Source organism: Pseudomonas sp. MDT1-85 (genome assembly GCF_054898065.1).
Genome location: NZ_CM142715.1, coordinates 3,172,875 through 3,197,151, shown reverse-complemented (window position 1 = coordinate 3,197,151; position 24,277 = coordinate 3,172,875). Strand labels below are relative to the sequence as shown.

Here is a 24,277-nt window from a genome sequence, read left to right as displayed (position 1 = left end):
CTCTTCGCGGGCAAGCCTCGCTCCTACAGGTCAGGTGTTTGGTCATGAACGCTACAAGTCCTGTAGGAGCGAGGCTTGCCCGCGAAGGCGATCTAACCGTCAAAAGCCCGTATTCATTGGCCGAAACCCTGTAACCAGGGTTTTTCCCTATACTGCTGACCCTCTGCACCTACGGCATTTGCGCCTTGAACGTGGCCATTTAATCCTGCACCATCCGCCCCTGCTTTTTCAAAGGATGGAACTCAAGGCATGCTGGACGCGAACGCAACCCATATCTCCCTTACCCTCGAAGGCGTTTCCGTCGACCTGCAGGTGCTCAGCTTCGTCGGCCGCGAAGCCCTCAACCAGCCCTTCTGTTTCGACATCGAACTGGTCAGTGCCCGCCCCGACCTGAAACTCGAAGCGCTGCTGCACAAGCCCGGTTGCCTGACCTTCGGCGCCACCGGCCAGGGCAAAATCCATGGCCTGGTGTACCGCATCGAGCAAGGCGATTCCGGCAAAAGCCTGACCCGCTACAGCATCAGCCTGGTCCCGCAACTCGCCTACCTGCGACACAACCATGACCAGCAGATTTTCCAACAGTTAAGCGTGCCGAAGATCATCGTCCAGGTGCTCGAAGCCCGGGGCATTCTGGCCGACGCCTACAGCTTCCAGCTCGGCGCGATCTACCCCGAGCGAGCGTACTGCGTGCAGTACGACGAATCCGACCTGCACTTCATCCAGCGTCTGTGCGAAGAGGAAGGCATTCACTTCCACTTCCAGCACTCGGCCAACGGCCACAAACTCGTCTTCGGCGATGACCAGACGGTGTTCCGCAAACTGGCGCCCGTGAGCTACCAGCAAGACTCCGGCATGGCCGCCGAGAAACCGGTGATCAAGCGCTTCAACCTGCGCCTGGAAACCCGCACCACCCGCGTCAGCCGTCGCGATTACGACTTCGAGAAACCACGGCTGCTGCCTGAAGGCGCGGCCAAAAGCGCATTCGCCCCGGACCTCGAAGACTACGACTACCCCGGCCGCTTCACCGACCGCGCGCGCGGCAAGCAACTGGCGACCCGCGCCCTGGAACGCCATCGCAGCGACTACCAGCTCGCCGAAGGCAAAGGCGACGAGCCGACTCTGGTCAGCGGTCACTTCCTGGCCCTGAGCGAGCACCCGCGCGCTGAATGGAACGACCTCTGGCTGCTGCTGGAAGTCATCCACGAAGGCAAACAGCCGCAAGTGCTCGGCGAAAACATCACCAGCGACGTCACCGCCAACAAAGACGATTTCCACCAGGGCTACCGCAACCGCTTCCTCGCCACGCCGTGGGACGCGCATTACCGCCCGGCCCTCGAACACCCGAAACCCAAGGCCCTGGGCAGCCAGACCGCCATCGTCACCGGCCCGCCGGGGGAAGAAATCCACTGCGACGAATACGGTCGGGTCAAGGTGCAGTTTTTCTGGGACCGCGAAGGTCAGTCCGATGACAAAACCAGCTGCTGGCTGCGAGTCGCCACCGGCTGGGCCGGCAACGCCTACGGCGGCATCGCCATCCCGCGCGTCGGCATGGAAGTGCTCGTCACCTTCCTCGAAGGCGACCCCGACCAACCGCTGATCACCGGCTGCCTGTACCACAAGGAACACGTCGTCCCCTACGACCTGCCGGCGCACAAAACCCGCAGCACCTTCAAAACCCTCAGTTCCCCGGGCGGCAAGGGCTACAACGAATTTCGCATCGAAGACAAAAAAGGCGCGGAACAGATCTACCTGCACGCCCAGCGCGACTGGGATGAAAACATCGAGCACGACCAGAAGATTCGTGTCGGCAACGAACGGCATGACACGGTCGAAGCCAATGCGTTCAGCGAGTTCAAGGTCGAAGAGCACCGGGTGACGCATCTCGATCGCAAGACCGAAGCGCGGGCGGATGATCACCTTACCGTTGGCGTGACTCAGCATGTGAAGGTGGGGACGGCGCAGTTTGTCGAGGTGGGTCAGGAGATCCACTACCACGCCGGGGAGAAGGTGGTGGTTGAGGGTGGCATGGAACTGACGGCCAAGGCGGGTGGCAGCTTTATCAAAGTTGATGCGGGCGGCGTGACGATTAGCGGTGCGGAGGTCAAGACCAACTCGGGCGGTTCTCCCGGCGCGGGTACGGGCATTCAGATTCTCGCCCCGATTATTCCAGGAGCCGCCGCAGCCGCTATTGCAGGGCAACTGTTGAGCGCCCCGCCGGTTGGGAAATTCAACGCAACCGCTGATTCGGCGCCACCTGCGGTGGAAGAAGAGCTTGAAGAAGAGGAAGAAGAGGTCGAACTGGAAGACATCACCTTGCGGATCGGAGTGTTCTTCGATGGGACGGGTAACAACCGCAGCAACAGCGAGCGCGTCTTTGGCTGCTTTGCACCGGACGTGAACCTGGAGGAAGCAGGTGAAGATATTCGTCAGTTCTGTGCGGCTCACGGTTACGACGGGAAGGGAAGTTCCCCGGATAACAGTTATGGCAATGACGTCAGTAACGTAGCCAGGCTCTATGACCTTTACTTAGACCAAAGGGGCATAACACTGCCGATTGATGCCAAGACCGCAAACCTGTCCATTTACATGGATGGGATAGGTACCAGCAGTACTGCCGAGGATTCCACCTTTTCGCAAGGTACAGGTTTAGGCGCGCAGGGCGTCAGGATCCGAGTAGAAGAAGCACCACCGCTGATTCTCAAGGCTATCCGAGACTTTCAAGAGAACAATCCCGATAAGCGCGTGGCGAAAATCGAGTTTGATATTTTCGGTTTCAGCCGTGGATCCGCAGCGGCACGGGACTTTGCCAATGAGGTGTTAAAGGGCGGCGAAGGTATTCTGGCTAAAGCGTTACCTACGGGATCGCCGATGTTAGCTGACAGCTTCACCTGGACACCGCATACAGATGTTTCGATAAACTTCATCGGCGTCTACGACACTGTAGCAGCCCTTGCCAATCCGTTGGTAGGCGACTGGGATGGTAACAACGCTTGTAACCCAGGAATCAATATCTACCTGGCACCAGACGCGGCTAAGAAAGTCGTCCAGTTGGTTGCTCGAAATGAGCGCCGTTATAATTTTGCCCTCAACAGTCTTGGCGCGGCCGATATTGTTTTGCCCGGTGTGCATTCAGACCTGGGCGGCGGCTACTTACCTAAAGCAATGGAGCGGATCCTGCTCAGCAGACCGCGCAGAAGCGAGGTTGAAGAAAAAGCCTCTTTCACTGAAGCCAACAGCTACAAACTTGCCCAGCAGGATTTGAGGCAGCTTCAAGACCATTTGGTCCAATATCACCTTTCGTTGGAGATTCGGACTTGGGAGGTGCCATTCCGTAGCACCGACAAAGACAATCGAAAAAATATGAAACACGTTTATGCCGCCGTCAGCAGCCAGCGTGAAGTACGCAGCGATCTGTCCTTGATCTACTATCGGATCATGCGCCAACTGGCCGTGGAAAATGGAGTACCGTTTGACGAAATTGACGAAGGTGAGCCGCGACTTGCGCTACCTGCGGAGCTCATCCCCATCTCGGAAAAATTGATGGCCTACGCTCAAGGGAAAAGCAAAACACCAGGGCTGAGTTCTCAGGAAGAGGAGTTGCTGTTCCAGCGGTATGTTCATATCTCCGACAACTGGAATGCTGCCAAGAATCGAAACAATACCGACTTGAGTATCGTCTTCATTAATCGGCCAGACGAAAACTCTGTGCGCACGGTGCATCCCAATGAGTAATTTTATACGTGTCGCTATTGCCGCTTTTCTGCTCAGTGGCTGCACCCTTGCTAATAGTCAGTCACTGCCCTACAAATCTTGGTACCTAGGGTTCACGGCACCCGATTACATGGAAGTTTGGATCGAGTCGGCGGATGTGGTCGATATTCAGGAACAGGTATATCCACGTGCGATGAGTGGCGTTGCGTCCATATTAACGCCTCCCAACAACTCCGGCGATCCTCGAGGTTGGCCGAAAAGAGCTGGCATCGGCAAAGGCAAAAATGTAACAGGGGCCGATTTACCCAAACAAATTTATGTCCGCTGGCAGTCGTTGGTCGAACCGCAAACATACCAAATGGTGATTAACATTCCAGAGTCGACTCGGGAGATCATGCGCAAGGGTGAAAAGGTTTTCTGTGCTGCCGATGGAAAATGGATCACCGGATATCGTGAGTCAATTGCTATAAGGTTGGTCCCCGGAGGCATTGTCAAAGTCTGGGTAGCCGGCCCTTGCATGACCCCGATCGAAGTGACTACCGTAAAAGCCCTGATTGATCCGCGAGGCCCGTATGAAGGTAAGTCTGGAGGTCACTACCGGCCCCTTTCAGCGGTTTCCAAAGCCTATGTCGAAAAGTTTGGCGTGCCATACGGCTCTTGGTAACGCTCATCAACCCCTTCACAAACAAAGCTCCCCCACAAGAAACTGATTTGCCTGTGGGGGTATACCGTCAGACCGGCGCTTTCCAGCCCATCATCCGCTGCTGCGCAGCCTGCAGCACGTCGCGACCATCCTGCGTTAGCGGATAAAGCGCATGGGTAATGTGCGGAATGTCCTGAACGTCACCATGCTTGAAGCATTGGCAATGGAGTGTTTCAAATAGCTGGCTGGAGGCTCGGATGCGCTGGAGGGCGGATTCGAGTATGTCTTGGGGATTGGCTTCTGTGTCGATAACCAAGGGATTTGAATCTGTAATGCTGCTTTTGACAAGGCGCCCTCGCTTGTAGGAACGGGATGAAGATTTCTAAGGTTTATTCCGTGTAAATCGGAAGGATGGAATTAAGGCGCTCTCCCGACTTGCCTCATAAATATTTTGATTTTTTGCGGCGAGCTGCTGCAAGACCTGGTCGGATTTGCGCCTTGAACGTGGCACTTTAATGCTGCACCATCCGCCCCTGCTTTTTCAAAGGACGGAACTCAAGGCATGCTGGACGCAAACGCAACCCATATCTCCCTTACCCTCGAAGGCGTTTCCGTCGACCTGCAGGTGCTCAGCTTCGTCGGCCGCGAAGCCCTCAACCAGCCGTTCTGTTTCGACATCGAGCTGGTCAGCGCCCGTCCCGACCTGAAACTCGAAGAGCTGTTGCACAAGCCCGGTTGCCTGACCTTCGGCGCCACCGGCCAGGGCAAAATCCATGGCCTGGTGTACCGCATCGAGCAAGGCGATTCCGGCAAAAGCCTGACCCGCTACAGCATCAGCCTGGTGCCGCAACTGGCCTACCTGCGGCACAACCATGACCAACAGATTTTCCAGCAGTCAAGCGTGCCGAAGATCATCGCCCAGGTGCTCGAAGCCCGGGGCATTCTGGCCGACGCCTACAGCTTCCAGCTCGGCGCGATCTACCCCGAGCGCGTGTACTGCGTGCAGTACGACGAATCCGACCTGCACTTCATCCAGCGTCTGTGCGAAGAGGAAGGCATTCACTTCCACTTCCAGCACAGTGCCAGCGGCCACAAGCTGGTGTTCGGCGATGACCAGACGGTGTTCCGCAAACTCGCGCCCGTGCCCTACCAGCAAGACTCCGGCATGGCCGCCGAGCAACCGGTGATCAAGCGCTTCAACCTGCGCCTGGAAACCCGCACCACCCGCGTCAGCCGCCGCGACTACGACTTCGAAAAACCACGTCTGCTGCCTGAAGGCGCGGCCAAAAGCGCATTCGCCCCGGACCTCGAAGACTACGATTACCCCGGTCGCTTCACCGACCGCGCGCGCGGCAAGCAACTGGCGACCCGCGCCCTGGAACGCCATCGCAGCGACTACCAACTCGCCGAAGGCAAAGGCGACGAGCCGACTCTAGTCAGCGGCCACTTCATGGCCCTCAGCGAACACCCGCGCGCCGAATGGAACGACCTCTGGCTGCTGCTGGAAGTCATCCACGAAGGCAAGCAGCCGCAAGTGCTCGGCGAGAACATCAGCAGCGACGTCACCCATAACAAGGATGATTTTCATCAGGGCTACCGCAACCGCTTCCTCGCCACCCCGTGGGACGCGCATTACCGCCCGGCCCTCGAACACCCGAAGCCCAAGACCCTCGGCAGCCAGACCGCCATCGTCACCGGCCCGCCGGGGGAAGAAATCCACTGCGACGAATACGGTCGGGTCAAGGTGCAGTTTTTCTGGGACCGCGAAGGTCAGTCCGATGACAAAACCAGCTGCTGGCTGCGCGTCGCCACCGGCTGGGCCGGCAACGCCTATGGCGGCATCGCCATCCCGCGCGTCGGCATGGAAGTGCTCGTCACCTTCCTCGAAGGCGACCCCGACCAACCGCTGATCACCGGCTGCCTGTACCACAAGGAACACGTCGTCCCCTACGACCTGCCGGCGAACAAAACCCGCAGCACTTTCAAAACCCTCAGCTCACCGGGGGGCAAGGGCTACAACGAGTTGCGCATCGAAGACAAAAAAGGCGCGGAACAGATCTACCTGCACGCCCAGCGCGACTGGGATGAAAACATCGAGCACGACCAGAAGATTCGTGTTGGCAATGAACGGCATGACACCGTTGAAGCGAATGTTTTTAGTGAGTTCAAGGTGGAAGAGCATCGCGTTACCCACCTGGATCGCAAGACCGAAGCGCGGGCGGATGATCACCTCACCGTTGGCGTGACTCAGCACCTGAAGGTGGGCACGGCGCAGTTTGTCGAGGCGGGGCAAGAGATTCACTACCACGCCGGGGAGAAGGTGGTGGTTGAGGGTGGCATGGAACTGACGGCCAAGGCGGGTGGCAGCTTTATCAAAGTTGATGCGGGCGGCGTGACCATCAGCGGTGCGGAGGTCAAGACCAACTCGGGCGGTTCTCCCGGCGCGGGTACGGGCATTCAGATTCTCGACCCCGTCATTCCATGGGCCGCCGCCAAGGACAAGGCCGGCGCCCTGCTCGTCCCGGCCGCCGTGCAGATGGCCATGGCCAAAGCGGCCCGTGCGGCCGGCGACATCCGCTGCCCGATTTGCGAAGCCTGCCGTGAAGGAAAATGTGATTTGGGGGCAACAGCATGAGCGACGCACTGAACAACTGGCTTGGCGAACAAGCAAAACTCAATCGCGTCCTGATTCTGGCCCTCGACAGCCTCGCCGAACCGAACCCGGTCACCTCGCTCTACAGCGCCGGCCTGATGCAGCGCTCGGTGCAACTCTATCGACGCACCCAATACGCCGACTTCGCCGCCATCAGCCCGTGGCTGACCGAACTGCACAATCCCGGCGCCGATGCCTTCCGCAAACTGCTGGACGACCCACAACGCAACTGGGGCTGGATCGGCAGCATGGACAAGGCCGACCTCGACGGCCTGACCCAACACTGGCAAGCCCGAATGGTTATTGACGAAGACGGCGAGCGCTCGTTGTTCCGCTTCCAGGATAATCGCGTGATTGCTCGCTGCCTCGCCAACCTCAAAGAAACCGAATATCCGCTACTGCTCGGCCCGATCAGCAGCGTGCTGTATTGGGACGAGGAGCAGTGGAAAAGCGTGGATAACGCCAGACCCGGGGTTTACCCGGCTCCTGATCCGGCGCCATGGTTACGAAATCCTGAATCCGGCGAACAGGCGCGCAGCATCCTGCGCGACAACCTCAAGCGCTGGCTGCTGACCTACCATGTCGAAGCCGCCGCCGAACTGGCCGAAACCCGTGTCGTGAGTGAGTGGCTTGAGGAGCAGATGGATTTGCTGGACCTTTGGCAATGGAAAACGCCGGAACAGCGGGAGTTGATGCTGAGTCGACGGTTGAATCCTGAGTGCATGAAAGATGTGGCGTGGGAGCCTTTGCCGGGGGAAATGCCGGAAGTGCATTTTGCGCGGTGTCAGCGGGTGTTTGGTGAAACGAATGCAGGCGTTGCGGTTTGAGAGTAAAGACTTGGTTCGTTCTGGGATTGCTCCTGCTTCTCGGCGGTTGCAGTTGGGTTGGGCAGATGGCCAAGGACAGCGCCGAAGGCGTGACCAGCTATTACGGAAGTGAACATTTCACCCTCGTCGCCAGCATGCCACCGAATTTCGGTTTTACCACCAAAGCCAAGTATTCACCTAAAGAGGGTCAGGGCTGCGAGATTTACAGCCCGGGATTAGGCAGTTCAGTTACTCGTCAGCAGCAGAAATCCGATAAAACTCCGGCAAAAAATACGGAGCAGACCGTCTCCATAAATATTCCGTTGGAGTATCACATCGCTGGTTGCTCGATGGAGCTCACCAGAGTGGACTATGAAGTTAATGCGACTTACGGTGCTGACGTCTGGGATCATGACCTCGATCACGCAGGTGGATTGGCAATTGTAGGGAATACATCGATAACGACCTCAGATCGCGCCGAACAAAGAGGTCTATGCACATGGCTTTTCCAAATAAGCACTGCTAAAGCGAAAAAGGGAGAAATTGAGAAAGTCTTGTCCTGTAACGCGGCCGATGAAAAATGGCAAGTCCCAGAAAAAAAATCTGAGCGCCATAAGCCCGGAGGTGTAGCCGTAAGAACTACCCTTCCAGGCAAAGTAATAAACCTCATATTCCGTCATTCTTCCGAGGAGCGGCCTGCAATTGGTGACACTTGGCAAAAGTTCTCTACAGGATGGAAACCTTGCCTCGGCAAAGGAATAAATGATCCCTATGGGTTCTGTCGCGGCAACACTAAAGACTTTAGAACTTTCAAGTTGAACAGACGCGAGTGCACAGTCTATCCAGGCTGCACTGAGTGAGGAGCACCTAATGGGCTATATATTTTTTTCGCGCGGTGTGAGGACCATATTTTTTCTCACTATTCCACTAATTGGCGCTTGCAGTTGGGCCGGACAGATGGCCAAGGACAGCGCCGAGGGGGCCGTCAGTTATTACGGCTCAGACCATTTCACCTTGGTCGCAACTGTACCGGCAAATTTTGGCTTCACCTCCAAAGCTCAGTACTCCCCTCGCGCAGATCAAAATTGTAATGTCTATGTATCCGCCGTGGGTGGAGAAGTGACTCGCCATCAGCAAAAAACAGATAAAATCAACGAAAAACAAACTCAGCAAACTGTCCGTTTTGATATCCCTCTAGAGTTTCATATCTATGGCTGTGCCATGGACTTGACCCGAGTCGAAACAGATATTGAGGGCCGCTATGGTCCTACTCCATTAGATATCGGAGGGGATGGTGGTGGAATTACTATTCGTGACACTGTGCCGGCAAATAGCCCAGTGCCTACCCCAATGGATGATCCAGAATTTCGAGGGGTTTGCACTTGGATGTTTCAACTCAGCGCTGCAAGAATCCAGAAAAATGGTATTTCTAAAGTTTTATCCTGCAGCGCAGCTGATAGTAAATGGAATGTGCCTGCGGATTACCTTATCCGCAACAAGCCCGGAGGAGCAATTAGCAAGTCTGAACTAAAGGGCAAAGAAATCAAACTGACATTTCGTGTTGCAGATAATGAAGAGCCAAGCATGGATAATCGCTGGATTAAAACCCCTAAGGGTTGGAAGCCATGCCAAGGCAGTAAAAAATCAAATCGTTGCCAGACCCCACCAACTTTCAAAACATTTAAAATGAACGGACGCGAGTGCACCGTCTATCCGGCATGCACTGAATAAGGACATCCCCGTGGCAGAATCATATCTGAGTGACCAAAAAAGAGTTTGTCCAGCTAGAGGCGAATGGATCAGCTTTAGACTGGTGGACGAATTCGGTGATGGAAAACCGTACGGAGGGTTGAATTACGAATTAACTGACTCGGAAGGTCAGAAGCACGAAGGTGTTCTTGACGGCGATGGATACGCAAAGATTACGAACAGCTACAAAGGCCCAGTAATACTAACCTTAGTAAAGAGGTATCCCGGAGGTGAAGCGTGGTATGAAGATCTTTGTGATCGAAAAGACTATCGACTTCCACTTACGGCATTTCAAGTCGCCGCAGAACAAACTCTGCACCGCTCTATTGGTAGCAGCGCGAAAACAGGTGCTTATCAAGCGGCATCAGAAAAAGCTGAATTCTACAATGTAGAAGTTCGTCAATTTGTTGAACACACACGTCACTTACCAGTTGCTGCGAAGCTCTCCAAGCCTGTGCCTGAAGGATGGGCGAAGATTGCTTGCGACTTTGGGAAGGGAAAAGTCCCCGATTATGGCGTTGGCCTGCTGCCGGAAAAACACTACGTGCTTGAGGTACGCGCCCTCCGAGCATTCAGACCGCTGTTCTCACTTTCGCCAAAATTCAGTGCGCTGAATCTGTACCACATGTCGCTCTTCGCTACGCTCAGTTACGGTGCATTCGGTCAAACGCCTGAAAATCCTAATGCACCGAAAGATCCAAAGAAACCTGAGTCCCCTGAGCCTGGTGGCGAGGTGAAATTCCCTATCGTCGGAACCGTCGGTCACGTACTCCAGACATGCTTGGCCTGCCACCAAGAGCCTATGCGGTATGCCGACTCAAAAACACCGAACTTCCCCATTGTCGAAGACGTTCCTTATTCGAAACGCTTGGAGTTGGTTCCGTACGATCCCAAGCTCTATACAAATGCTGACGAACAAGAAACGCCGTCTCAAGTGCACTTTTTCAACGATCAACGTCAAGGTATGACCGATTGGAAGAACACCGATACCCAAGCCTATGCCACTCATGATGACCGCATGATCCTTATCGCAGTACGTGGCACAGCAGAAAAGTGGGATGGCTGGCGTGACGGTGATGCCATGCATGTGCCGATCGAGGACGGTGTAGGCAAGGCACACCAAGGATTTCACGAAGGCTATGTTGCCGTAAAAAAATTCATCATCAAATATTTGGACAGATTCCGACAAAGCGACCAAAGAATACTCGTTTGTGGCCATAGCTTAGGCGGAGCTATCGCATTGTTGCTGGCTGAATGGATTCGTAATAACTACGACGAGAACGTCATCCTTTACACTTTCGGCTCACCTCGAGCAGGCGATGCCGAATTCGTAGAAAGTGCCAAAGCATTGGTCCATCACCGCATCGTCAACCACAACGATCCGGTTCCCAGCGTTCCTGCTGGCTGGATGGACACCAAGAAACCTATCTGGATCACAGGCCTCGCCGCAACGGTATCGGGCGTTCTGACGCCGGCTGCTGGTGGTTTGGTATTCGCGGCCGGCATGACGCGATTTGGCGGCAAGCCTTATTGGCACCACGGTGAGCAGCGCCACTTTATGCCGTTGCAATTACCGGGGCGGATTGTTTCTTCTGTGCTGTGGAAACCAGGCTGCGAAGGCTATGAAGAAGCCGCCATGGCTCGTTGTGTTGCAAAAATGCAAAAAAGTGACATGCCTGATCGCAGTCAGTTTATGTCTCAGGTATTAAGCGCTGCCGATCACAAGATGCTCGATGGCTATATCCCATCGTGCTGGGCATCTCTGCGGCGGTGGCAGGAAACGCAAACAACCGGCGGCTACGTCATCAGCACGACAGAGTCGAATCGGCTGAAGCTGGAGGTGGAAACCTACCGCTCTGAACTTCAGAAATGGCAGCGCAATGCTGATTCCGAGTTTCCCGGCGGGACCATCGAAAGCCGACCGCAGGAACGTGCAACGCCGTTGCAGCGTCGCTCCACGATGTCTGATCTACAGGAACGTCAAACGGCGGTAAACCAGGCCGTGCGACACAATAAGAAAGAACTTGAAGCCATCGAACTCACGCTGCAAAGACTCACGTCTTTGAGTAGCACGAAGCTGACGATGGCCGATGTCTATGGGGACTGCAGTGAATTGCCAGAGCTGAAAACCCACATCGACCGCTGGGCCGCGCACACGGAAAACCAAGCGTCGGTGCGGATTGCTCAGATTCCGCCGTCCACGACAGTCAGCATGGCCTGATCAGGCATTAGAGAAGCGCGATGTCGCCAGCCCCTTTCGAATCTCACGGGGCTGGCACTAGCGTAAATAAAGCGTAACTGATCCATAAACCCCACCTATCCAAAAACAGGTGGCGCGTTCAGCGCGTGAGATCGGGTGTGAAATCAAATCATTCTGGCGCGGAGACCATTCGTGGCGGTTACTTCATTTTTTGTGGCTTCATATCCACTACCGTCCCCGCCTGCACGTTTTTGATCGGTGACAGTAAGTGCGGCGAAATATTCCAGCGCTGGCTGGTGTCGGTTACCACTGTGACGGTCTTGCGGTTGAACTTCATGACGGTACCGGACAGGCGCTCACCATTGGGTGAATCGAAGCTTACCCGTGCTCCCGGATGGAACTGCATCATCGATTTATGAGCCTCCAACGACTCCAACATCTTCAGCCGTTCGATAATGTGATGATTCAATGTCACTAATTCATCGACGCTCAGATGATCAATATTGATACTCATGATGCCCTCCAATTCCAGGGTAGTAACGCCTCAACATCTTCAACCGATTCAGCCTGCGGTAATCGTTCCAGTACGTGGCGCAGCCACGTATAGGGCTCCTGGCCGTTAGCTTTGGCGGTTTCGACCAAGCTGTAGATCTGCGCACTGGCTGCGGCGCCCTTGGGCGTATCGCTGAATAACCATGCCTTGCGCCCTATGACAAACGGCTTGATTGCTCTTTCGGCGGCATTGTTGTCGATCGGTAAAAAACCGGCCTCCACGTAACGCTCCAGCCGGCTCCAGTTGCTGGCCAGATAACTGAGCGCCTTGCCGAGAGCACTTTGCGATGCGACTTGCGGGTGAGTTTTCTCCAGCCAGCTTTTCAACTGCGCGAGCACCGGCAAGCTCTGTTCCTGGCGACCGGCAAAGCGCTGCTCATCCGTCATTTCTTTCAAATCACGTTCGATACCGTACAACTTGTTGATCATCGTCAGCGCAACATCGGCCCGACCGGTTTTACCCTTGGGCTGCACTTTCTGCGCATCGACAAATTTGCGCCGTACATGGGCCATACAAGCCAAACGCTCGACACCCGGCTGTGCGGCCAAGGCGTTATAGCCGGCGTAATCGTCAGTCATCAAATAACCACGATAGTCGCCGAGCAGCCGCAATGGCACCTCCTGCGCTCGGCTGGTGGTGTAGTCAAAAAGAAGGACTGGTCGCTCCGGTGGGCCGCTGGCTTGTACCCACATCCAGGATTGGCTGGTCGGGTCTCGACCTGGCTCTTTCAGCACCTGCACTCGCGTTTCATCGCAGTGAACAATCGGACTTTCCAGTAACCGATCACGCATCAGATTCAGCAGCGGCTGGAAGTGTTCGCAGCACTGGATCACCCAGCGCGCCAGAGTTTGACGCGGGATATCGACACCGTGGCGAGCGAGGACTTTTTCGAAGCGGTGCAGCGGCAGGCCATCGACGTACTTGGTGGTCAGCAGCATCGCCAGCACGCTGGGGCTGGCCATGCTTTTATCGATCAGTTGCGCGGGTTTGTCGGCAGTGACCGGTGCTGTTTCGCAGCCTCGGCAGCCGTAGACCTTGCGGATATGTTTGATCACCCGGATCTGCATCGGCACGATCTCCAGCTGTTCGCTGGTTTCCTCGCCGATGGCATGTTTGCGGCAGCCGCAAACGCAGGTCAGTTCGTGTTCGGGGAGTTCGTGGATAACTTCGATGCGTGGCAAGTCAGCCGGTAGTGGCTTGCGTTTGCCACGGCGTTTGGTCGGGGCGACAACTTCTTCGTCAGCAGCAACAGGCGCTAGCGTGTCGATACTTTCGGCTTCATTAAACAGCGGCAGTTGTGGTGTCGCCGGATCAGCCGTTTGCTCAGACTTGCGCCCGAACAGGCGCTGACGAAGCAGCGCATTCTCTTCTTCAAGAAAAACGACCTTCGACTGCATCTGAGCAAGTAATTGCTTGAGCGCAGTCAGATCATCGGGAAAGTTGTCGGGCCTGGAAATCATGGCCCGGATTATACCCAATCAAGCAACAAATCGCGGCGTCAAAACCTGATGCGGACGGTTGCGCCAAAGGTCAAAACCGTCAAGCAGCCAGTTCAGTTCCTGGACGCTCAATACGATGGCTTCGTCAGTAACGTCGGGCGAGGTTTTGAAACGCTCGGACTCCAGGCGCTTAAGCCAAAGGCAAAAGCCATTGCGCTCCCAGTAAAGGATTTTCACTCGGTTCCGGGGGCGATTCAGAAAAACAAAAAGTACCGGGTCGAATACCGCCACCTTGATATCCAGTTCGACCAGGGCAGCGAGGCCATCGATGGATTTTCGGAAATCCACGGACTTGGGGTAGAGGTAGACTTTTTCGACTTTGGCGTCGGGTCGCATCATGGCGGACGGCTCCAGAAAAATTCGGGAGCACAGCATCCGCGATCATATGGTGGCTTTGAATGTGGGGTTCATGGCGCGCTTACAATAAAGCAACTTATAGGGTGACGTCAGACCGGCGCTTTCCAGCCCATCATCCGCTGCTGAGCAACCGTCAACAGATCGCAACCATCCTGAGTCAGCAGATAAAGCGCATGGGTAATGTGCGGAATGTCCTGAACATCGCCGTGCTTGAAGCATAGGCAGTGGAGCGTTTCAAGTAACTGACTGGAGGCTCGGATGCGTTGCAACGCGGCTTCGAGAATATCTTGGGGGTTGGCTTCTGTGTCGATAACCAAGGGATTTGAGTCGGTAATGCTACTTTTGATTGAACGATAGCGAACAGGAAACGGGTTGAACGTTGGCATAAGAATTACTCAAACGTTAGTTAAGTAACCGCCAGCACCGTGACCAAACGATGGAGGCGGACTGTGTACAGGCTTGGTCAACCGATAACCCGCAAATCGGCTCGCCCGAAGGCGTCCAGCACACAGCCGCCATAACAACGCCACAACGAAGACAAAGATGTCCGCAGGGCGAATGATGGCACATATGTGTGCGGGATATCAGGTGACCAAACCTGTTCGCTGATTTTGCAGCGATGCCAAACAGTAATCGCTACAAGCCAAGTGCCGAAAGACGACAAGGCATCCAGGCGTGTAGGAACGAGCCGAAGCTCCCTCAGTTTTTTTACCTACATGAAACCTCTGTCAGAAACTTCCTCGCGACAGGCGGCATGCAACCCGGTTAACCATCGCTTAACCCCACGGTCCAAAGCTTTACTGGACCGCACGCCTTCAGCCCCGTCTGACGCCCAGTGCGGCAGGTTCGACGTTCTTCAGTCGAACTGATTTCCCCCTGCACTGGAGCCCCATCATGAACATGCGAACACCACTGATAACCACCGCCCTCGCCTGCACCGCGCTCGCCGGTTTCGCTCAGGCCAACGACACGTCGTCCTCCCAGGCCGTGCCTTACCACTACGGCATGCCGCTGAATGTGGGCAAGGTCATTTCCATGACTGAGCCGTCGACGCTGGACTGCAAAGTGGTCACGGCCAACATGAAATACATCGATAGCGTCTCGGGCAAGCCTGCGGAAATAACCTACCAAAAATTTTCTGACGCGTGCAGTTATCAGAACTGACAGAAGGTTCTGATTCGGCGCTTGCCGGTAGGCCTGTGAGGGTTCTGACGCTATGCTTCGGCGTCTCCCTCACTGCCGAAAGGATTCGCCATGCAGTTCTCGTTTCGCACGCTGTCAACGTTCACCGCCGCGCTTTGTTTTCTGCTGGCGCTGGTCTGGGGTTTGATGCCGCAAGGGTTGCTGGCGATCTGGAGTATCGAGTATTCGTCCGCGGCGGGTTTTGTCGCCAGGCGCAATGCGGTGCTGTTCGGCGCGTTGGGGGTGATGTTTTATCTCGTGCGGCAGGCACCGCCCTCGTCGGCACGAAGTGCGATGTGCAGCGGCTTTATGGTGGGGTGTTTCGGGTTGGCAGCATTGGGCTTCGGCGAATGGCTCAATGGTCATGCCGGGCCGGGTATTTTGCTGGCGATCCTGGTGGAGTTGGCGCTGGGTCTGGGGTTTGTCCAGACCCGACGCGTGTCGCTCGAACTCGGTGAAACGGCCGGTTAATGGGTTTTTGACATCGGGTGCAACAGCTGGCTATGCCTGTTGTGCTCAAGGTCGGTGCGTAACTCGGCGATCAGGTTATTGATCTCCCGACACCCGTTGAGGCGATGGGCGTCTATGCCGGTGACGCACAGGTCGAGATGGTCAGTCTCGACGTCCGAATACACCTTGACGGTCATCGACAGGTCCGGCGACAGCGTGCATTGGCAGCGTTTCGGGAGAAAACTGCTTTCAACGATATTGCGTAGTTCCAAGGCAGAAAGAAACATGGCCACCCTCTCGGTTTGTGAGATTGCCAATCAAAAATCAATGTCGGTCGGAGCTCGAATCGCCCATTGCTTTTCTTCCGTGGAGGGCCTCTTTGTTCCAACGTCCAACCGCTTTCTTGTTTCAGGCTGACTCAATAGGCATCACGGTCAGCTCAAGACAGCTTCAGCATAAAACATGCCCAGAATTTCGCTCTGCGTCTCGTCGGCAAATCAAGGGTTTTGGAGAAATGGCATCACATCGCGTCATGCAAAATGCAAGAAAGGTCCTGTTTCAAGACCTGCATTTTGCAAACACCTGATGGCGGGTTTGCATTGGGTGAGGGCGGCAGAGAAAATGCGGCCCATCCATTCAGTATCCACTGACCCCACACACACGCAAGGAGGCATCATGGGTGCTTTGCCGCTTAACACGACCGTCGGGCTGATAGTTGCCATTTTGTCGTCCGTAGCCCACGCCGCAACCCTCGAAGACGTCGCGCCGTATCCCAAGCCCGAGAGCGGTTTTACCCGCCAGGTCATTCACCTCGCCCCGCAACAACAGGAAGACGGTTATGAAATCGAAATTCTGGCGGGCAAGACCCTGACCGTCGACTGCAACCGTCAACGCCTGGGCGGCATGCTTGAGGAAAAGAACCTTGAAGGGTGGGGTTACCCGTATTACCGGCTGGAAAACGTCATCGGCCCGATGAGCACGCTGATGGCCTGCCCGGATGGCAAGCGCAAAAAGGACTTCGTACCGGTGGTCGGTGACGGTTTCAGGCTGCGCTACAACAGCAAATTGCCGATCGTACTCTATGTGCCCAAGGACGTCGAAGTGCGCTACCGGATCTGGTCGGCGTCGAGCCATGTCGAGAAAGCCGTTCAGGAATAACCGGTCCGTCCTTCAAGCCGAGGCGCCGCTCAACGCAGCGCGCTCGGCCACGTGCCGCAAACTGTCGAAATTGATGTTCGCTCCGGAATCGATGGCGACCAGGGTCTGCCCCTGTGCGCCGGTTCGTCCCACGTACTGCTTGATCCCGGCCACGGCCAAGGCGCCGGAAGGTTCGGTGATCGAGCGGGTATCGTCGTAGATGTTCTTGATGGCGGCGCAGAGTTCGTCGTTGCTGACGGTCATGACCTCATCGACGCAAAACCGGCAGACCTCGAAACCATGGGCGCCGATCTCTGCGACGGCCACGCCATCGGCGAAGGTACCGACGGTTGGCAGCACGACCCGTTCGCCGGCCTGTAACGCAGCCTGCAAGCAGGCGGAATGTTCCGACTCGACGCCAATGATGCGGACTTCAGGGCGCAGGTATTTAACGTACGCGGCAATCCCGGCGATCAAGCCGCCCCCGCCCACCGGAACAAAGATCGCGTCCAGCGGCCCTTGGTGCTGGCGAAGGATTTCCATGGCGACGGTGCCCTGCCCCGCGATCACGTCCGGATCGTCGAAGGGCGAGACAAAGGTGCGACCGGTTGTCCGTGCCAGGTTCAGCGCATAGTCCAGCGCAAACGGAAAACTCTCGCCGTGCAACACCGCATCGGCTCCCCGACTGCGTACCCCGTGCACCTTCAATTCCGGTGTCGTGCAGGGCATGACAATGGTGGCGGCAATCCCCAACTCGCGGGCCGCCAATGCTACGCCTTGGGCATGATTGCCCGCCGAGGCCGTGATTACGCCACAGGCCTTCTGTTCATCGCTGAGGTGCACCAGTTTGTTGTAGGCGCCGCGGATCTTGAAGGAAAACGTCGGTTGCAAGTCTTCGCGCTTGAGCAGGATCTGATTGCCCAATGCCTCAGACAAGGCCGGTGCGGCTTGCAACGGCGTGCGCACGGCGAGTTCGTAAACCGGCGCGGCGAGGATCTTTTTTACGTAGTGCTCAAGCAAGCTCTGCTGGGCGAGGGTGCTGCTCATGGTCGTCTCCTTTACGGTATCCGGGTTTACACGGCCGGCGTAGGAGCTGCCGAAGGCTGCGATCTTTGCTTTTCAAGATCAAAAGATCGCAGCCTGCGGCAGCTCCTACATAGGGTTGCGTGCGCCCGGCAAGCTCAAAACCCAGGAGACAGAAAGTAAAAACCCGCCTCTAGGGCGGGTTGGGTGCTGCAGTCGTGAGCTAGCCCGCCAAATAAGGAATGGCGGTAATAATGCTTGGCTGGCAGCGCAATACGGTGGAAGTCATGGCTGGAAATTAGCCGGACGCTGATGGCAAGTCAATGGCCAATTTTCAACGGTCGCTGTAGGCTGGCGATTCTGCTCATTGTCCCAAGGAAGGAAACCATGAAGTCTGTCGCCCTGCCCCTCATTGCCCTGATCGCTTTCGCCGGCTATACCGTTTCGGTGATGCTGCAAGCCGAGCAGTCGTTGCTCGATTTCGGCATCAGCCTGATGTCGCGGCCCGATACCGCGCAGGTGGTGATCGACTTGTACCTGTTGGCGACGCTTGCCGGTATCTGGATGTACAAGGATGCGCGCAAGCGTGGGCAGTCGGGGTTGTCGGTGATTCCCTATCTGTTGGTGACGGCGATTTTTGTGTCTGTCGGGCCGTTGTTGTATCTGGTGGTGCGGGGTTTTCAACGCCGCAAGAACTCCATCGATGCCACTCAACAAGCATGATCCAGAATTGGTCTGATTTTGAGATGGCTATCGCGAGCAGGCTCGCTCCCACAGGGGGCTGTGCCGGACTCGAAAGTTGGGCAACCCAGATCAAAATGTGCGAGCGGGCTTGCTCGCGAAGGCGATCTGACAGCCGCCAAAGTCACTTCGCCAGGCGCTTGAGGCCGATCACCATCCCCCCAGCCCCCAGCAGCATCACCGTCAGAAACAACGGATAGGAAATCCACCACGGCGTGCCGGCGGTCATCATGCTGAACTCGGACATGCCGCCAATGCTCGCAATCAGGTTCAACGGCAGAAACACCACGTTGATCAGTGTGAGTTTGCGCAACAGGGTGTTCATGCTGTTGTTCATCAGGTTACCCCGGGCGTCGATCAGCCCGGAGAACACCGTGGAGTAGATTTCCGCCTGTTTGTAGCACTGGTTGTTTTCGATGATCAGGTCGTCGATCAGGCCAATGGCTTCGGCGCTGAAGTGTTCTTTCGCCGCATGATTGCGCAGTCGGGTCAGGACCGCGCCATTGCTGTGGATGGCGTTGATGTAATAAATCAGGCTTTCGCTGAGGTTGAACATCTGGATCAGGTGCTGGTTCTGCATCGACGCATTGAATTTTTGCTGCAACTCCCGGGCAACCATCTTGATCACCTTGAGATGGCCCAAGTAGTGATGGATGTTGTTGAACAACAGGTCGAGCAACACATCCAGCGGCGTGTTCAGTGGCTGCCGCGTGCCAAGGCCACTGAGCGGTGCATCGTCAGTGGCGATCACCAGCAGACGTCCCGGGGAAAACAGCAAGCCGCAGGACGACACTTCGAAGGCCAGGCTGCCGGCGCCAGAATAGTTTTCCGGGCGCTTCCAGATCAGGAACAGGTTGTCGGGGTGAAACTCGATGCGCGACACCTCATCGGGGTCCAAGGCCGAGGCCAACGCGTGTTCATCGAGCTTGAAATGGCTGTGCAGCAAGTCCCGCTCCGCCGCATCGGGGTTGCTGAACAGCATAACGTCGGCGTCCAGTCGTTCGACTGCTTGCAGCGCGCCGTGGGTCAGTTGAAAGCTCTTGATCATCGGCCGCTCACCAGGCCTGACCGCGGCGTTTGAGCTCCAGCCGGCGGACAAACTCTTCCAATACCAAGGAATACAAATCGTCCTGCAAGTAGGCGTCTTCGATGCCGGCGTCCATGTTCGGGTTGTCGTTGACTTCGATCACCACCACTTTGTCGCCGGACTGTTTGAGGTCGACGCCGTAGAGGCCGTCGCCGATGAGATTCGCGGTTTTCACCGCCAGTTCAACCACCGCTCGCGGCGCTTCGTGAACCGCCAGGGTGCGGCATTCGCCGTTGATGTCCTGGCCTTTGGCTTTGTGGTTGTAGATCTGCCAATGGCCCTTGGACATGAAGTACTGGCAGGCAAAAATCGGTTTGCGATTGAGCACACCAATGCGCCAGTCGTACTCGGTGTAGAAAAACTCCTGGGCCAGCAGCAGCACCGAGTGTTCGAACAGTTCGGCAGTCGCCTCGAGCAAGGCTTGCTGGCTTTCGACCTTGATGACGCCCTTTGAGAAACAACCGTCGGGTATCTTCAGCACCAATGGAAACCCCAGACGCTCGCCTACCCGCTCGAAATCTTCAGGTCGTTCCTTGTAGAGGATTTCAGTGGCGGGCATGCCAAGCTGATGGCTCTTGAGCAAATCAGTCAGATACACCTTGTTGGTGCAGCGCAGGATCGACGCCGGGTCGTCCATCACAACCAGACCTTCGCTCTCGGCCTTTTTCGCAAAGCGGTAGGTGTGGTTGTCGACGCTCGTCGTCTCGCGGATCAGCAGCCCGTCGTATTCGGCGATTCGGGCGTAGTCCTTGCGTTCAATCAGCTCGACGTCGATGCCTAGTGTCTTGCCGACCCTGACGAAGTTGTCCAAAGCCTTGGGATTGGAGGGCGGCAATGCTTCTTGCGGATCGTGCAGAATGGCCAAGTCATAACGGGCCAATCGCCTGGAGCGCGGCATGCGCCAGATCTTGCGACTGAAACTGTCGAGCGCATTAGCGAACTGATCTTCCTGATCTTCACGCAATTTATGCAAGGCGCCAAACTTTACACCTTCGATGTGCCAACCATTAGTTCGACGAAACTCAACTAGCAATATCGGACAAGGAAAAACCTCGAACAACTGTCGAGCCAGATCCTGTAATGGCTCGATAGAGGTTTTGCCGAAGTACAGTGTCAGGGTAAACCCTTCGGTATCGCTGTAAAGGTGATTGCTGAGGGCCTTTTCCAGGGTTTTATCCAGATCATCCAGGGCTAGGCCATACAGCGATTTTCGGGTCAGTTCGCTGATGGTCCGCACCGACGGAATAACCTTGTGCCCCCGCGCCTCGGCCAGCAGCGAGCAGTAATAACCGTGCCCAAGGTACTTGTAGCTGCGGCACAGGTTGATCACCTGAACGCGCTTGCCCTGCTCGTTGTCGCGGGTCTGTTCGAGGTATTCCTGGGCGGTGACGATGTCTTCACTGGGGAAGTAGGAGGCCCAGTCTTCCTTGCGTTCGACGATAATAATCAACGGGCTGGAAGTTCTGCTTGAACCGTTTAAATAGTTTGCAGAAGTTATTGCTGCCGGCAACGTTTGCTCAGATACTTCGCGCCAATGACCTTGTACCGCTGACATAGTGATTGATCCATTGAAGAACAAGACCTTTCCTATTAAGCACGAACTTTTTCGAAAGTCCCGTTTCGTTACGCAACTTTTACGGCGGTCATATGAATACTGTTTTTCGCCTGGCGGTCATTGAAGATTTGCCGGCACTGCTGGAACTCGAACAGCAATGCTTCACCACGGATCGGCTCAACAGTCGCAGCTTTCAATGGATGATCACGCGGGCTCACGGGCAACTGCTGGTGGCCCAATGTGGGGAGCTATTGGTGGGCTATGCGGTGGTGCTGTTTCACCGGGGCACTTCACTGGCGCGCCTGTACTCGATTGCGATTGCCCTTGATGCTCGTGGCAATGGACTGGGCAAACAATTGCTCGAACGTGTCGAGGCCTGCGCCATTGAGCATGACTGCGCCTACCTGCGGCTGGAAGTGCGCATCGACAATCCGACGGCGATTGCTCTGTATGAGCGCAACGGCTACCGGCGTTTCGCGCTGATTCACGACTATTACCAGGACCATGCCGACGCGCTGCGATTGGAAAAACGTATCCTCCAGCACCGCGATTCACGCAACATCAAGGTGCCTTACTACCCGCAGACCACCGAGTTCACCTGTGGCCCGGCCTGCCTGCTGATGGCCATGGGCGCGCTGCAAGACGATCGAGCGCTGGAGCGCAGCGAAGAACTGCAAATCTGGCGCGAGGCGACCACGGTGTTCATGACGTCTGGCCATGGTGGCTGCAGCCCTCAAGGTCTGGCGCTGGCAGCGTGGCGGCGTGGCTTTCGGGTGCGACTGCAACTGAGCATGGCCGGGCCGCTGTTTCTCGACGGCGTGCGCGATGTGCATAAAAAAGACGTAATGCGCCTGGTACACGAGGAGTTCACGGCGCAATTGCAAGACACCGACGTGGAGCGAATGATCGGCGGACCACTGGACCTGCCACGGTTATTGCACGATGGTGGACAGCCGCTGGTGTTGATCAGCAGCTATCGCCTGACCCGTTCCAAGGCGCCGCACTGGGTGTGCGTCACCGATTGCGATGACGAGTTCGTCTACCTGCACGATCCGGATGTGGACCACAGCCAGCATCGTCAGCCGATGGACTGCCAGCACTTGCCGGTCAGCCATGGGGAATTCGACAAAATGTGCAGTTTCGGACGGGGAAAGCTGCGGGCAGCGGTGATTCTCTATGCCTGCAGCTGAATTTGCTCACGCCTGAAAAGATCGCAGCCTTCGGCAGCTCCTACAGGAGTACGCTGAGCCATGTAGGAGCTGCCGAAGGCTGCGATCTTTGCTCTTCCCTTACTTCAACCCAACCTTGTACAACACACCATCGTCCTCATCGGTCAGTACATACAAATACCCATCCGGCCCCTGCCGTACATCGCGAATCCGTTTGTTGAGCTCACCCAACAACCGCTCTTCGTGAACAACTTTGTCGCCGTCGAACTGCAGGCGAATCAGCTCCTGACTCACTAGCGCACCGATAAACACGTTGTGCTGCCAGGCCTTGAAGCGATCGCCGTCATAGAAGGCCATGCCGCTGAGGCCGGGGGAATTTTCCCAGACATGGTGCGGGCCCACAGTGCCTTCGGCGGTTTCGCCCTTGGCTTCCGGGACCGGCAGGCCGGAATAGTTGATGCCGTGGGTTGCCATCGGCCAGCCGTAATTTTTACCTCGTACAATGATGTTGATCTCGTCGCCGCCCCGAGGGCCGTGCTCGTTTTCCCAGAGTGTGCCACTCCAGGGGTTGAGCGCCGCGCCTTGCGGGTTGCGTTGGCCGTAGGACCAGATTTCCGGGCGAACGCCTTTTTGCCCGACAAAGGGATTGTCTTTCGGCACCTTGCCGTCCGGGTAGAGCCGCACGATCTTGCCTTGCAGTTTATCGAGATCCTGTGCCGTGGGCCGTTCGTTGTTCTCGCCCAGGGTGATGAACAGATAACCGTCGCGGTCGAACACCAGTCGCGAGCCGAAGTGATTGCCGACCGAGAGCTTGGGTTCCTGACGGAAGATCACGTTGAAACCCTTGATGGCCGTCAGGTCTTCGGACAACCGTCCGCGACCGACCGCCGTACCGGCCTTGCCGCCCTCACCACCCCCTTCGGCATAAGACAGGTAGACCATGCGGTCTTGCTTGAAATCGGGCGACAACACCACATCGAGCAACCCACCCTGCCCCTTGGCCCAGACCTGCGGCACACCGCTGAGCGGGCCCGAAAGTTTGCCGTCGGCGCTGACCACCCGCAGGTTGCCGGGCCGTTCGGTCACCAGCATCCCTTGGCGGTCGGGCAGAAACGCCAGCGCCCAGGGATGCTCCAGGCCTTTTACGATTGGCGTGAGCTCAAGGATGCCCTGCTCGCTTTTAAAATCCTGTGTGGGCGCCGCAAAGACGGGCGCCATGACAGTCAATAACGCGCTGGCACAGAAAGTGGCCAAGAGGGTTTTACGCAACATGCACGATTCCTTTTGTCGTCAATAGGGCTGGCAAGACTTCTGTCCTGCCGTTCAACGGTAGTTGCGGTCCGAGTCCCGGGGCGGTGGATTGGGAATGGCTGAATTGGGAATAAATGTCGGTTGGCTGGTGGGAGCCGGTCGATCCTGCGGATAGCGATTGCCGATACCACCGTTATCGAGCGTTGGCGGTCGTGGCACAGGCACCGTGCCTGGCCCGCGGATCACCGGAATGTGGGGTCGCGTGCCTTGCATGCTGTTGGGATTGGCCCGGCGAATCGGGCTGTTGTAGGGATTGTTGCTGGTGCTGCCCGGCAGGTTCTGCGCCAGCAGCAAGGGCGAGGACGGCGATGCGGTGTTTGCCAGAGCCAAAGGACTTAGCACGCCACTCAATGCCATCGCGATGACGCCGAGCACACATCGGTTCATGGGGACCTCTCTAAATGAGCGCGCCATGCTTCATGGATGAATAGAGCCACGCTACGCCCAGGGT

At 56.4% G+C, this 24,277-nt stretch carries 22 protein-coding genes and 1 pseudogene; 12 read left to right on the top strand and 11 right to left on the bottom strand.

Annotated elements, in window-relative coordinates; all coding sequences use genetic code 11:
* Positions 1–249: 249 nt before the first annotated feature.
* Together tssI and ACYZT2_RS14395 are read left to right on the top strand one after the other, a co-directional pair.
* Positions 250–3,732: a type VI secretion system tip protein TssI/VgrG gene (tssI, locus tag ACYZT2_RS14400; RefSeq protein WP_461964934.1), complete on the top strand. Its 3,483-nt coding sequence runs from the start codon at positions 250–252 to the stop codon at positions 3,730–3,732.
* Positions 3,725–4,375, top strand: a complete 651-nt coding sequence (locus ACYZT2_RS14395) for a DUF2931 family protein (RefSeq protein ID WP_461964932.1) — start codon at positions 3,725–3,727, stop codon at positions 4,373–4,375. The genes tssI and ACYZT2_RS14395 overlap by 8 nt, the downstream gene beginning before the upstream one ends.
* Before the next feature lie 67 nt (positions 4,376–4,442).
* Here ACYZT2_RS14395 and ACYZT2_RS14390 read toward each other — a convergent pair whose 3' ends face one another.
* Positions 4,443–4,688, bottom strand: coding sequence for a hypothetical protein (locus tag ACYZT2_RS14390; RefSeq protein ID WP_461973106.1), 246 nt, complete (start codon positions 4,686–4,688; stop codon positions 4,443–4,445).
* A gap of 228 nt (positions 4,689–4,916) precedes the next feature.
* Here ACYZT2_RS14390 and ACYZT2_RS14385 point away from each other — a divergent pair, with 228 nt between their 5' ends.
* The 5 genes from ACYZT2_RS14385 (at position 4,917) to ACYZT2_RS14365 (ending at position 11,783) form a co-directional block, all read left to right on the top strand.
* Positions 4,917–6,989: a type VI secretion system Vgr family protein gene (locus ACYZT2_RS14385; RefSeq protein ID WP_461964930.1), complete on the top strand. Its 2,073-nt coding sequence runs from the start codon at positions 4,917–4,919 to the stop codon at positions 6,987–6,989.
* Positions 6,986–7,834 carry a DUF4123 domain-containing protein gene (locus tag ACYZT2_RS14380; protein WP_461964928.1) on the top strand — a complete coding sequence of 283 codons (849 nt, stop codon included), beginning with the start codon at positions 6,986–6,988 and terminating at the stop codon, positions 7,832–7,834. The genes ACYZT2_RS14385 and ACYZT2_RS14380 overlap by 4 nt, the downstream gene beginning before the upstream one ends.
* Before the next feature lie 65 nt (positions 7,835–7,899).
* On the top strand, positions 7,900–8,673 hold the full coding sequence (locus ACYZT2_RS14375) for a hypothetical protein (RefSeq protein ID WP_461964926.1): 774 nt from the start codon (positions 7,900–7,902) through the stop codon (positions 8,671–8,673).
* A 10-nt stretch (positions 8,674–8,683) separates the two neighbouring features.
* A complete protein-coding gene (locus tag ACYZT2_RS14370) occupies positions 8,684–9,544 on the top strand; it encodes a hypothetical protein (RefSeq protein WP_461964924.1) in 861 nt (286 codons plus the stop codon).
* Positions 9,545–9,554: 10 nt separating this feature from the next.
* Positions 9,555–11,783, top strand: coding sequence for a lipase family protein (locus tag ACYZT2_RS14365; protein WP_461964922.1), 2,229 nt, complete (start codon positions 9,555–9,557; stop codon positions 11,781–11,783).
* 178 nt (positions 11,784–11,961) lie between these two features.
* On the opposite strand, the gene ACYZT2_RS14360 is transcribed toward ACYZT2_RS14365, so the two are convergent.
* From ACYZT2_RS14360 to ACYZT2_RS14345, 4 genes are all read right to left on the bottom strand, one after another.
* Complete coding sequence (locus ACYZT2_RS14360; protein WP_448091603.1) at positions 11,962–12,276, bottom strand: peptidylprolyl isomerase; 315 nt, start codon at positions 12,274–12,276, stop codon at positions 11,962–11,964.
* Positions 12,273–13,775, bottom strand: a complete 1,503-nt coding sequence (gene tnpC / locus ACYZT2_RS14355; RefSeq protein WP_461964919.1) for an IS66 family transposase — start codon at positions 13,773–13,775, stop codon at positions 12,273–12,275. Before tnpC ends, ACYZT2_RS14360 begins: the two co-directional genes overlap by 4 nt.
* An 18-nt stretch (positions 13,776–13,793) precedes the next feature.
* Positions 13,794–14,153 (bottom strand): IS66 family insertion sequence element accessory protein TnpB, encoded by a 360-nt coding sequence (gene tnpB / locus ACYZT2_RS14350; protein ID WP_461964917.1) that lies wholly within the window; start codon positions 14,151–14,153, stop codon positions 13,794–13,796.
* Between the two features lie 107 nt (positions 14,154–14,260).
* Positions 14,261–14,557, bottom strand: a complete 297-nt coding sequence (locus ACYZT2_RS14345) for a hypothetical protein (RefSeq protein WP_461964915.1) — start codon at positions 14,555–14,557, stop codon at positions 14,261–14,263.
* Between the two features lie 508 nt (positions 14,558–15,065).
* On the opposite strand from ACYZT2_RS14345, the gene ACYZT2_RS14340 reads away from it, so the two are divergent.
* Positions 15,066–15,335 (top strand): DUF2790 domain-containing protein, encoded by a 270-nt coding sequence (locus ACYZT2_RS14340; RefSeq protein WP_461964913.1) that lies wholly within the window; start codon positions 15,066–15,068, stop codon positions 15,333–15,335.
* A gap of 90 nt (positions 15,336–15,425) precedes the next feature.
* Positions 15,426–15,824 carry a hypothetical protein gene (locus tag ACYZT2_RS14335; protein WP_461964911.1) on the top strand — a complete coding sequence of 133 codons (399 nt, stop codon included), beginning with the start codon at positions 15,426–15,428 and terminating at the stop codon, positions 15,822–15,824.
* On the opposite strand, the gene ACYZT2_RS14330 is transcribed toward ACYZT2_RS14335, so the two are convergent.
* Positions 15,821–16,090, bottom strand: coding sequence for a DUF1652 domain-containing protein (locus ACYZT2_RS14330; RefSeq protein ID WP_461964909.1), 270 nt, complete (start codon positions 16,088–16,090; stop codon positions 15,821–15,823). The two genes, ACYZT2_RS14335 and ACYZT2_RS14330, sit on opposite strands and share 4 nt — an antisense overlap.
* A 388-nt stretch (positions 16,091–16,478) precedes the next feature.
* Between ACYZT2_RS14330 and eco the strand changes: the two genes are divergently transcribed.
* Positions 16,479–16,961, top strand: coding sequence for a serine protease inhibitor ecotin (eco, locus tag ACYZT2_RS14325; protein WP_461964907.1), 483 nt, complete (start codon positions 16,479–16,481; stop codon positions 16,959–16,961).
* Between the two features lie 30 nt (positions 16,962–16,991).
* Here eco and ilvA read toward each other — a convergent pair.
* Positions 16,992–17,987, bottom strand: a pseudogene (ilvA, locus tag ACYZT2_RS14320) (threonine ammonia-lyase, biosynthetic); the annotation flags it as partial.
* A gap of 363 nt (positions 17,988–18,350) precedes the next feature.
* On the opposite strand from ilvA, the gene ACYZT2_RS14315 reads away from it, so the two are divergent.
* Entirely contained in the window at positions 18,351–18,686 is a 336-nt protein-coding gene (locus tag ACYZT2_RS14315) for a DUF2834 domain-containing protein (RefSeq protein WP_461964905.1), read from the top strand.
* A 142-nt stretch (positions 18,687–18,828) separates the two neighbouring features.
* On the opposite strand, the gene ACYZT2_RS14310 is transcribed toward ACYZT2_RS14315, so the two are convergent.
* Both ACYZT2_RS14310 and ACYZT2_RS14305 read right to left on the bottom strand, forming a co-directional pair.
* Complete coding sequence (locus tag ACYZT2_RS14310; RefSeq protein WP_461964903.1) at positions 18,829–19,752, bottom strand: magnesium transporter CorA family protein; 924 nt, start codon at positions 19,750–19,752, stop codon at positions 18,829–18,831.
* 7 nt (positions 19,753–19,759) lie between these two features.
* On the bottom strand, positions 19,760–21,346 hold the full coding sequence (locus ACYZT2_RS14305; protein WP_461964901.1) for a RimK family protein: 1,587 nt from the start codon (positions 21,344–21,346) through the stop codon (positions 19,760–19,762).
* A gap of 92 nt (positions 21,347–21,438) precedes the next feature.
* Between ACYZT2_RS14305 and ACYZT2_RS14300 the strand changes: the two genes are divergently transcribed.
* The gene (locus ACYZT2_RS14300) at positions 21,439–22,536 is read left to right on the top strand and encodes a GNAT family N-acetyltransferase/peptidase C39 family protein (protein ID WP_461964899.1); all 1,098 of its coding nucleotides are present in this window, start codon (positions 21,439–21,441) and stop codon (positions 22,534–22,536) included.
* A 99-nt stretch (positions 22,537–22,635) separates the two neighbouring features.
* Here the strand turns inward: ACYZT2_RS14300 and ACYZT2_RS14295 are convergent, their stop codons facing one another.
* Together ACYZT2_RS14295 and ACYZT2_RS14290 are read right to left on the bottom strand one after the other, a co-directional pair.
* The gene (locus ACYZT2_RS14295; RefSeq protein ID WP_461964897.1) at positions 22,636–23,787 is read right to left on the bottom strand and encodes a PQQ-dependent sugar dehydrogenase; all 1,152 of its coding nucleotides are present in this window, start codon (positions 23,785–23,787) and stop codon (positions 22,636–22,638) included.
* 51 nt (positions 23,788–23,838) lie between these two features.
* A complete protein-coding gene (locus ACYZT2_RS14290; RefSeq protein WP_461964895.1) occupies positions 23,839–24,213 on the bottom strand; it encodes a hypothetical protein in 375 nt (124 codons plus the stop codon).
* Positions 24,214–24,277 lie beyond the last annotated feature (64 nt).

Coding starts and splice junctions, on each gene's coding strand:
- tssI (WP_461964934.1), top strand. CDS start 250: ATGCTGGACGCGAACGCAACCCATATCTCCCTTACCCTCGAAGGCGTT.
- ACYZT2_RS14395 (WP_461964932.1), top strand. CDS start 3,725: ATGAGTAATTTTATACGTGTCGCTATTGCCGCTTTTCTGCTCAGTGGC.
- ACYZT2_RS14385 (WP_461964930.1), top strand. CDS start 4,917: ATGCTGGACGCAAACGCAACCCATATCTCCCTTACCCTCGAAGGCGTT.
- ACYZT2_RS14380 (WP_461964928.1), top strand. CDS start 6,986: ATGAGCGACGCACTGAACAACTGGCTTGGCGAACAAGCAAAACTCAAT.
- ACYZT2_RS14375 (WP_461964926.1), top strand. CDS start 7,900: ATGGCCAAGGACAGCGCCGAAGGCGTGACCAGCTATTACGGAAGTGAA.
- ACYZT2_RS14370 (WP_461964924.1), top strand. CDS start 8,684: ATGGGCTATATATTTTTTTCGCGCGGTGTGAGGACCATATTTTTTCTC.
- ACYZT2_RS14360 (WP_448091603.1), bottom strand. CDS start 12,276: ATGAGTATCAATATTGATCATCTGAGCGTCGATGAATTAGTGACATTG.
- tnpC (WP_461964919.1), bottom strand. CDS start 13,775: ATGATTTCCAGGCCCGACAACTTTCCCGATGATCTGACTGCGCTCAAG.
- tnpB (WP_461964917.1), bottom strand. CDS start 14,153: ATGATGCGACCCGACGCCAAAGTCGAAAAAGTCTACCTCTACCCCAAG.
- ACYZT2_RS14345 (WP_461964915.1), bottom strand. CDS start 14,557: ATGCCAACGTTCAACCCGTTTCCTGTTCGCTATCGTTCAATCAAAAGT.
- ACYZT2_RS14340 (WP_461964913.1), top strand. CDS start 15,066: ATGAACATGCGAACACCACTGATAACCACCGCCCTCGCCTGCACCGCG.
- ACYZT2_RS14335 (WP_461964911.1), top strand. CDS start 15,426: ATGCAGTTCTCGTTTCGCACGCTGTCAACGTTCACCGCCGCGCTTTGT.
- ACYZT2_RS14330 (WP_461964909.1), bottom strand. CDS start 16,090: ATGTTTCTTTCTGCCTTGGAACTACGCAATATCGTTGAAAGCAGTTTT.
- eco (WP_461964907.1), top strand. CDS start 16,479: ATGGGTGCTTTGCCGCTTAACACGACCGTCGGGCTGATAGTTGCCATT.
- ACYZT2_RS14315 (WP_461964905.1), top strand. CDS start 18,351: ATGAAGTCTGTCGCCCTGCCCCTCATTGCCCTGATCGCTTTCGCCGGC.
- ACYZT2_RS14310 (WP_461964903.1), bottom strand. CDS start 19,752: ATGATCAAGAGCTTTCAACTGACCCACGGCGCGCTGCAAGCAGTCGAA.
- ACYZT2_RS14305 (WP_461964901.1), bottom strand. CDS start 21,346: ATGTCAGCGGTACAAGGTCATTGGCGCGAAGTATCTGAGCAAACGTTG.
- ACYZT2_RS14300 (WP_461964899.1), top strand. CDS start 21,439: ATGAATACTGTTTTTCGCCTGGCGGTCATTGAAGATTTGCCGGCACTG.
- ACYZT2_RS14295 (WP_461964897.1), bottom strand. CDS start 23,787: ATGTTGCGTAAAACCCTCTTGGCCACTTTCTGTGCCAGCGCGTTATTG.
- ACYZT2_RS14290 (WP_461964895.1), bottom strand. CDS start 24,213: ATGAACCGATGTGTGCTCGGCGTCATCGCGATGGCATTGAGTGGCGTG.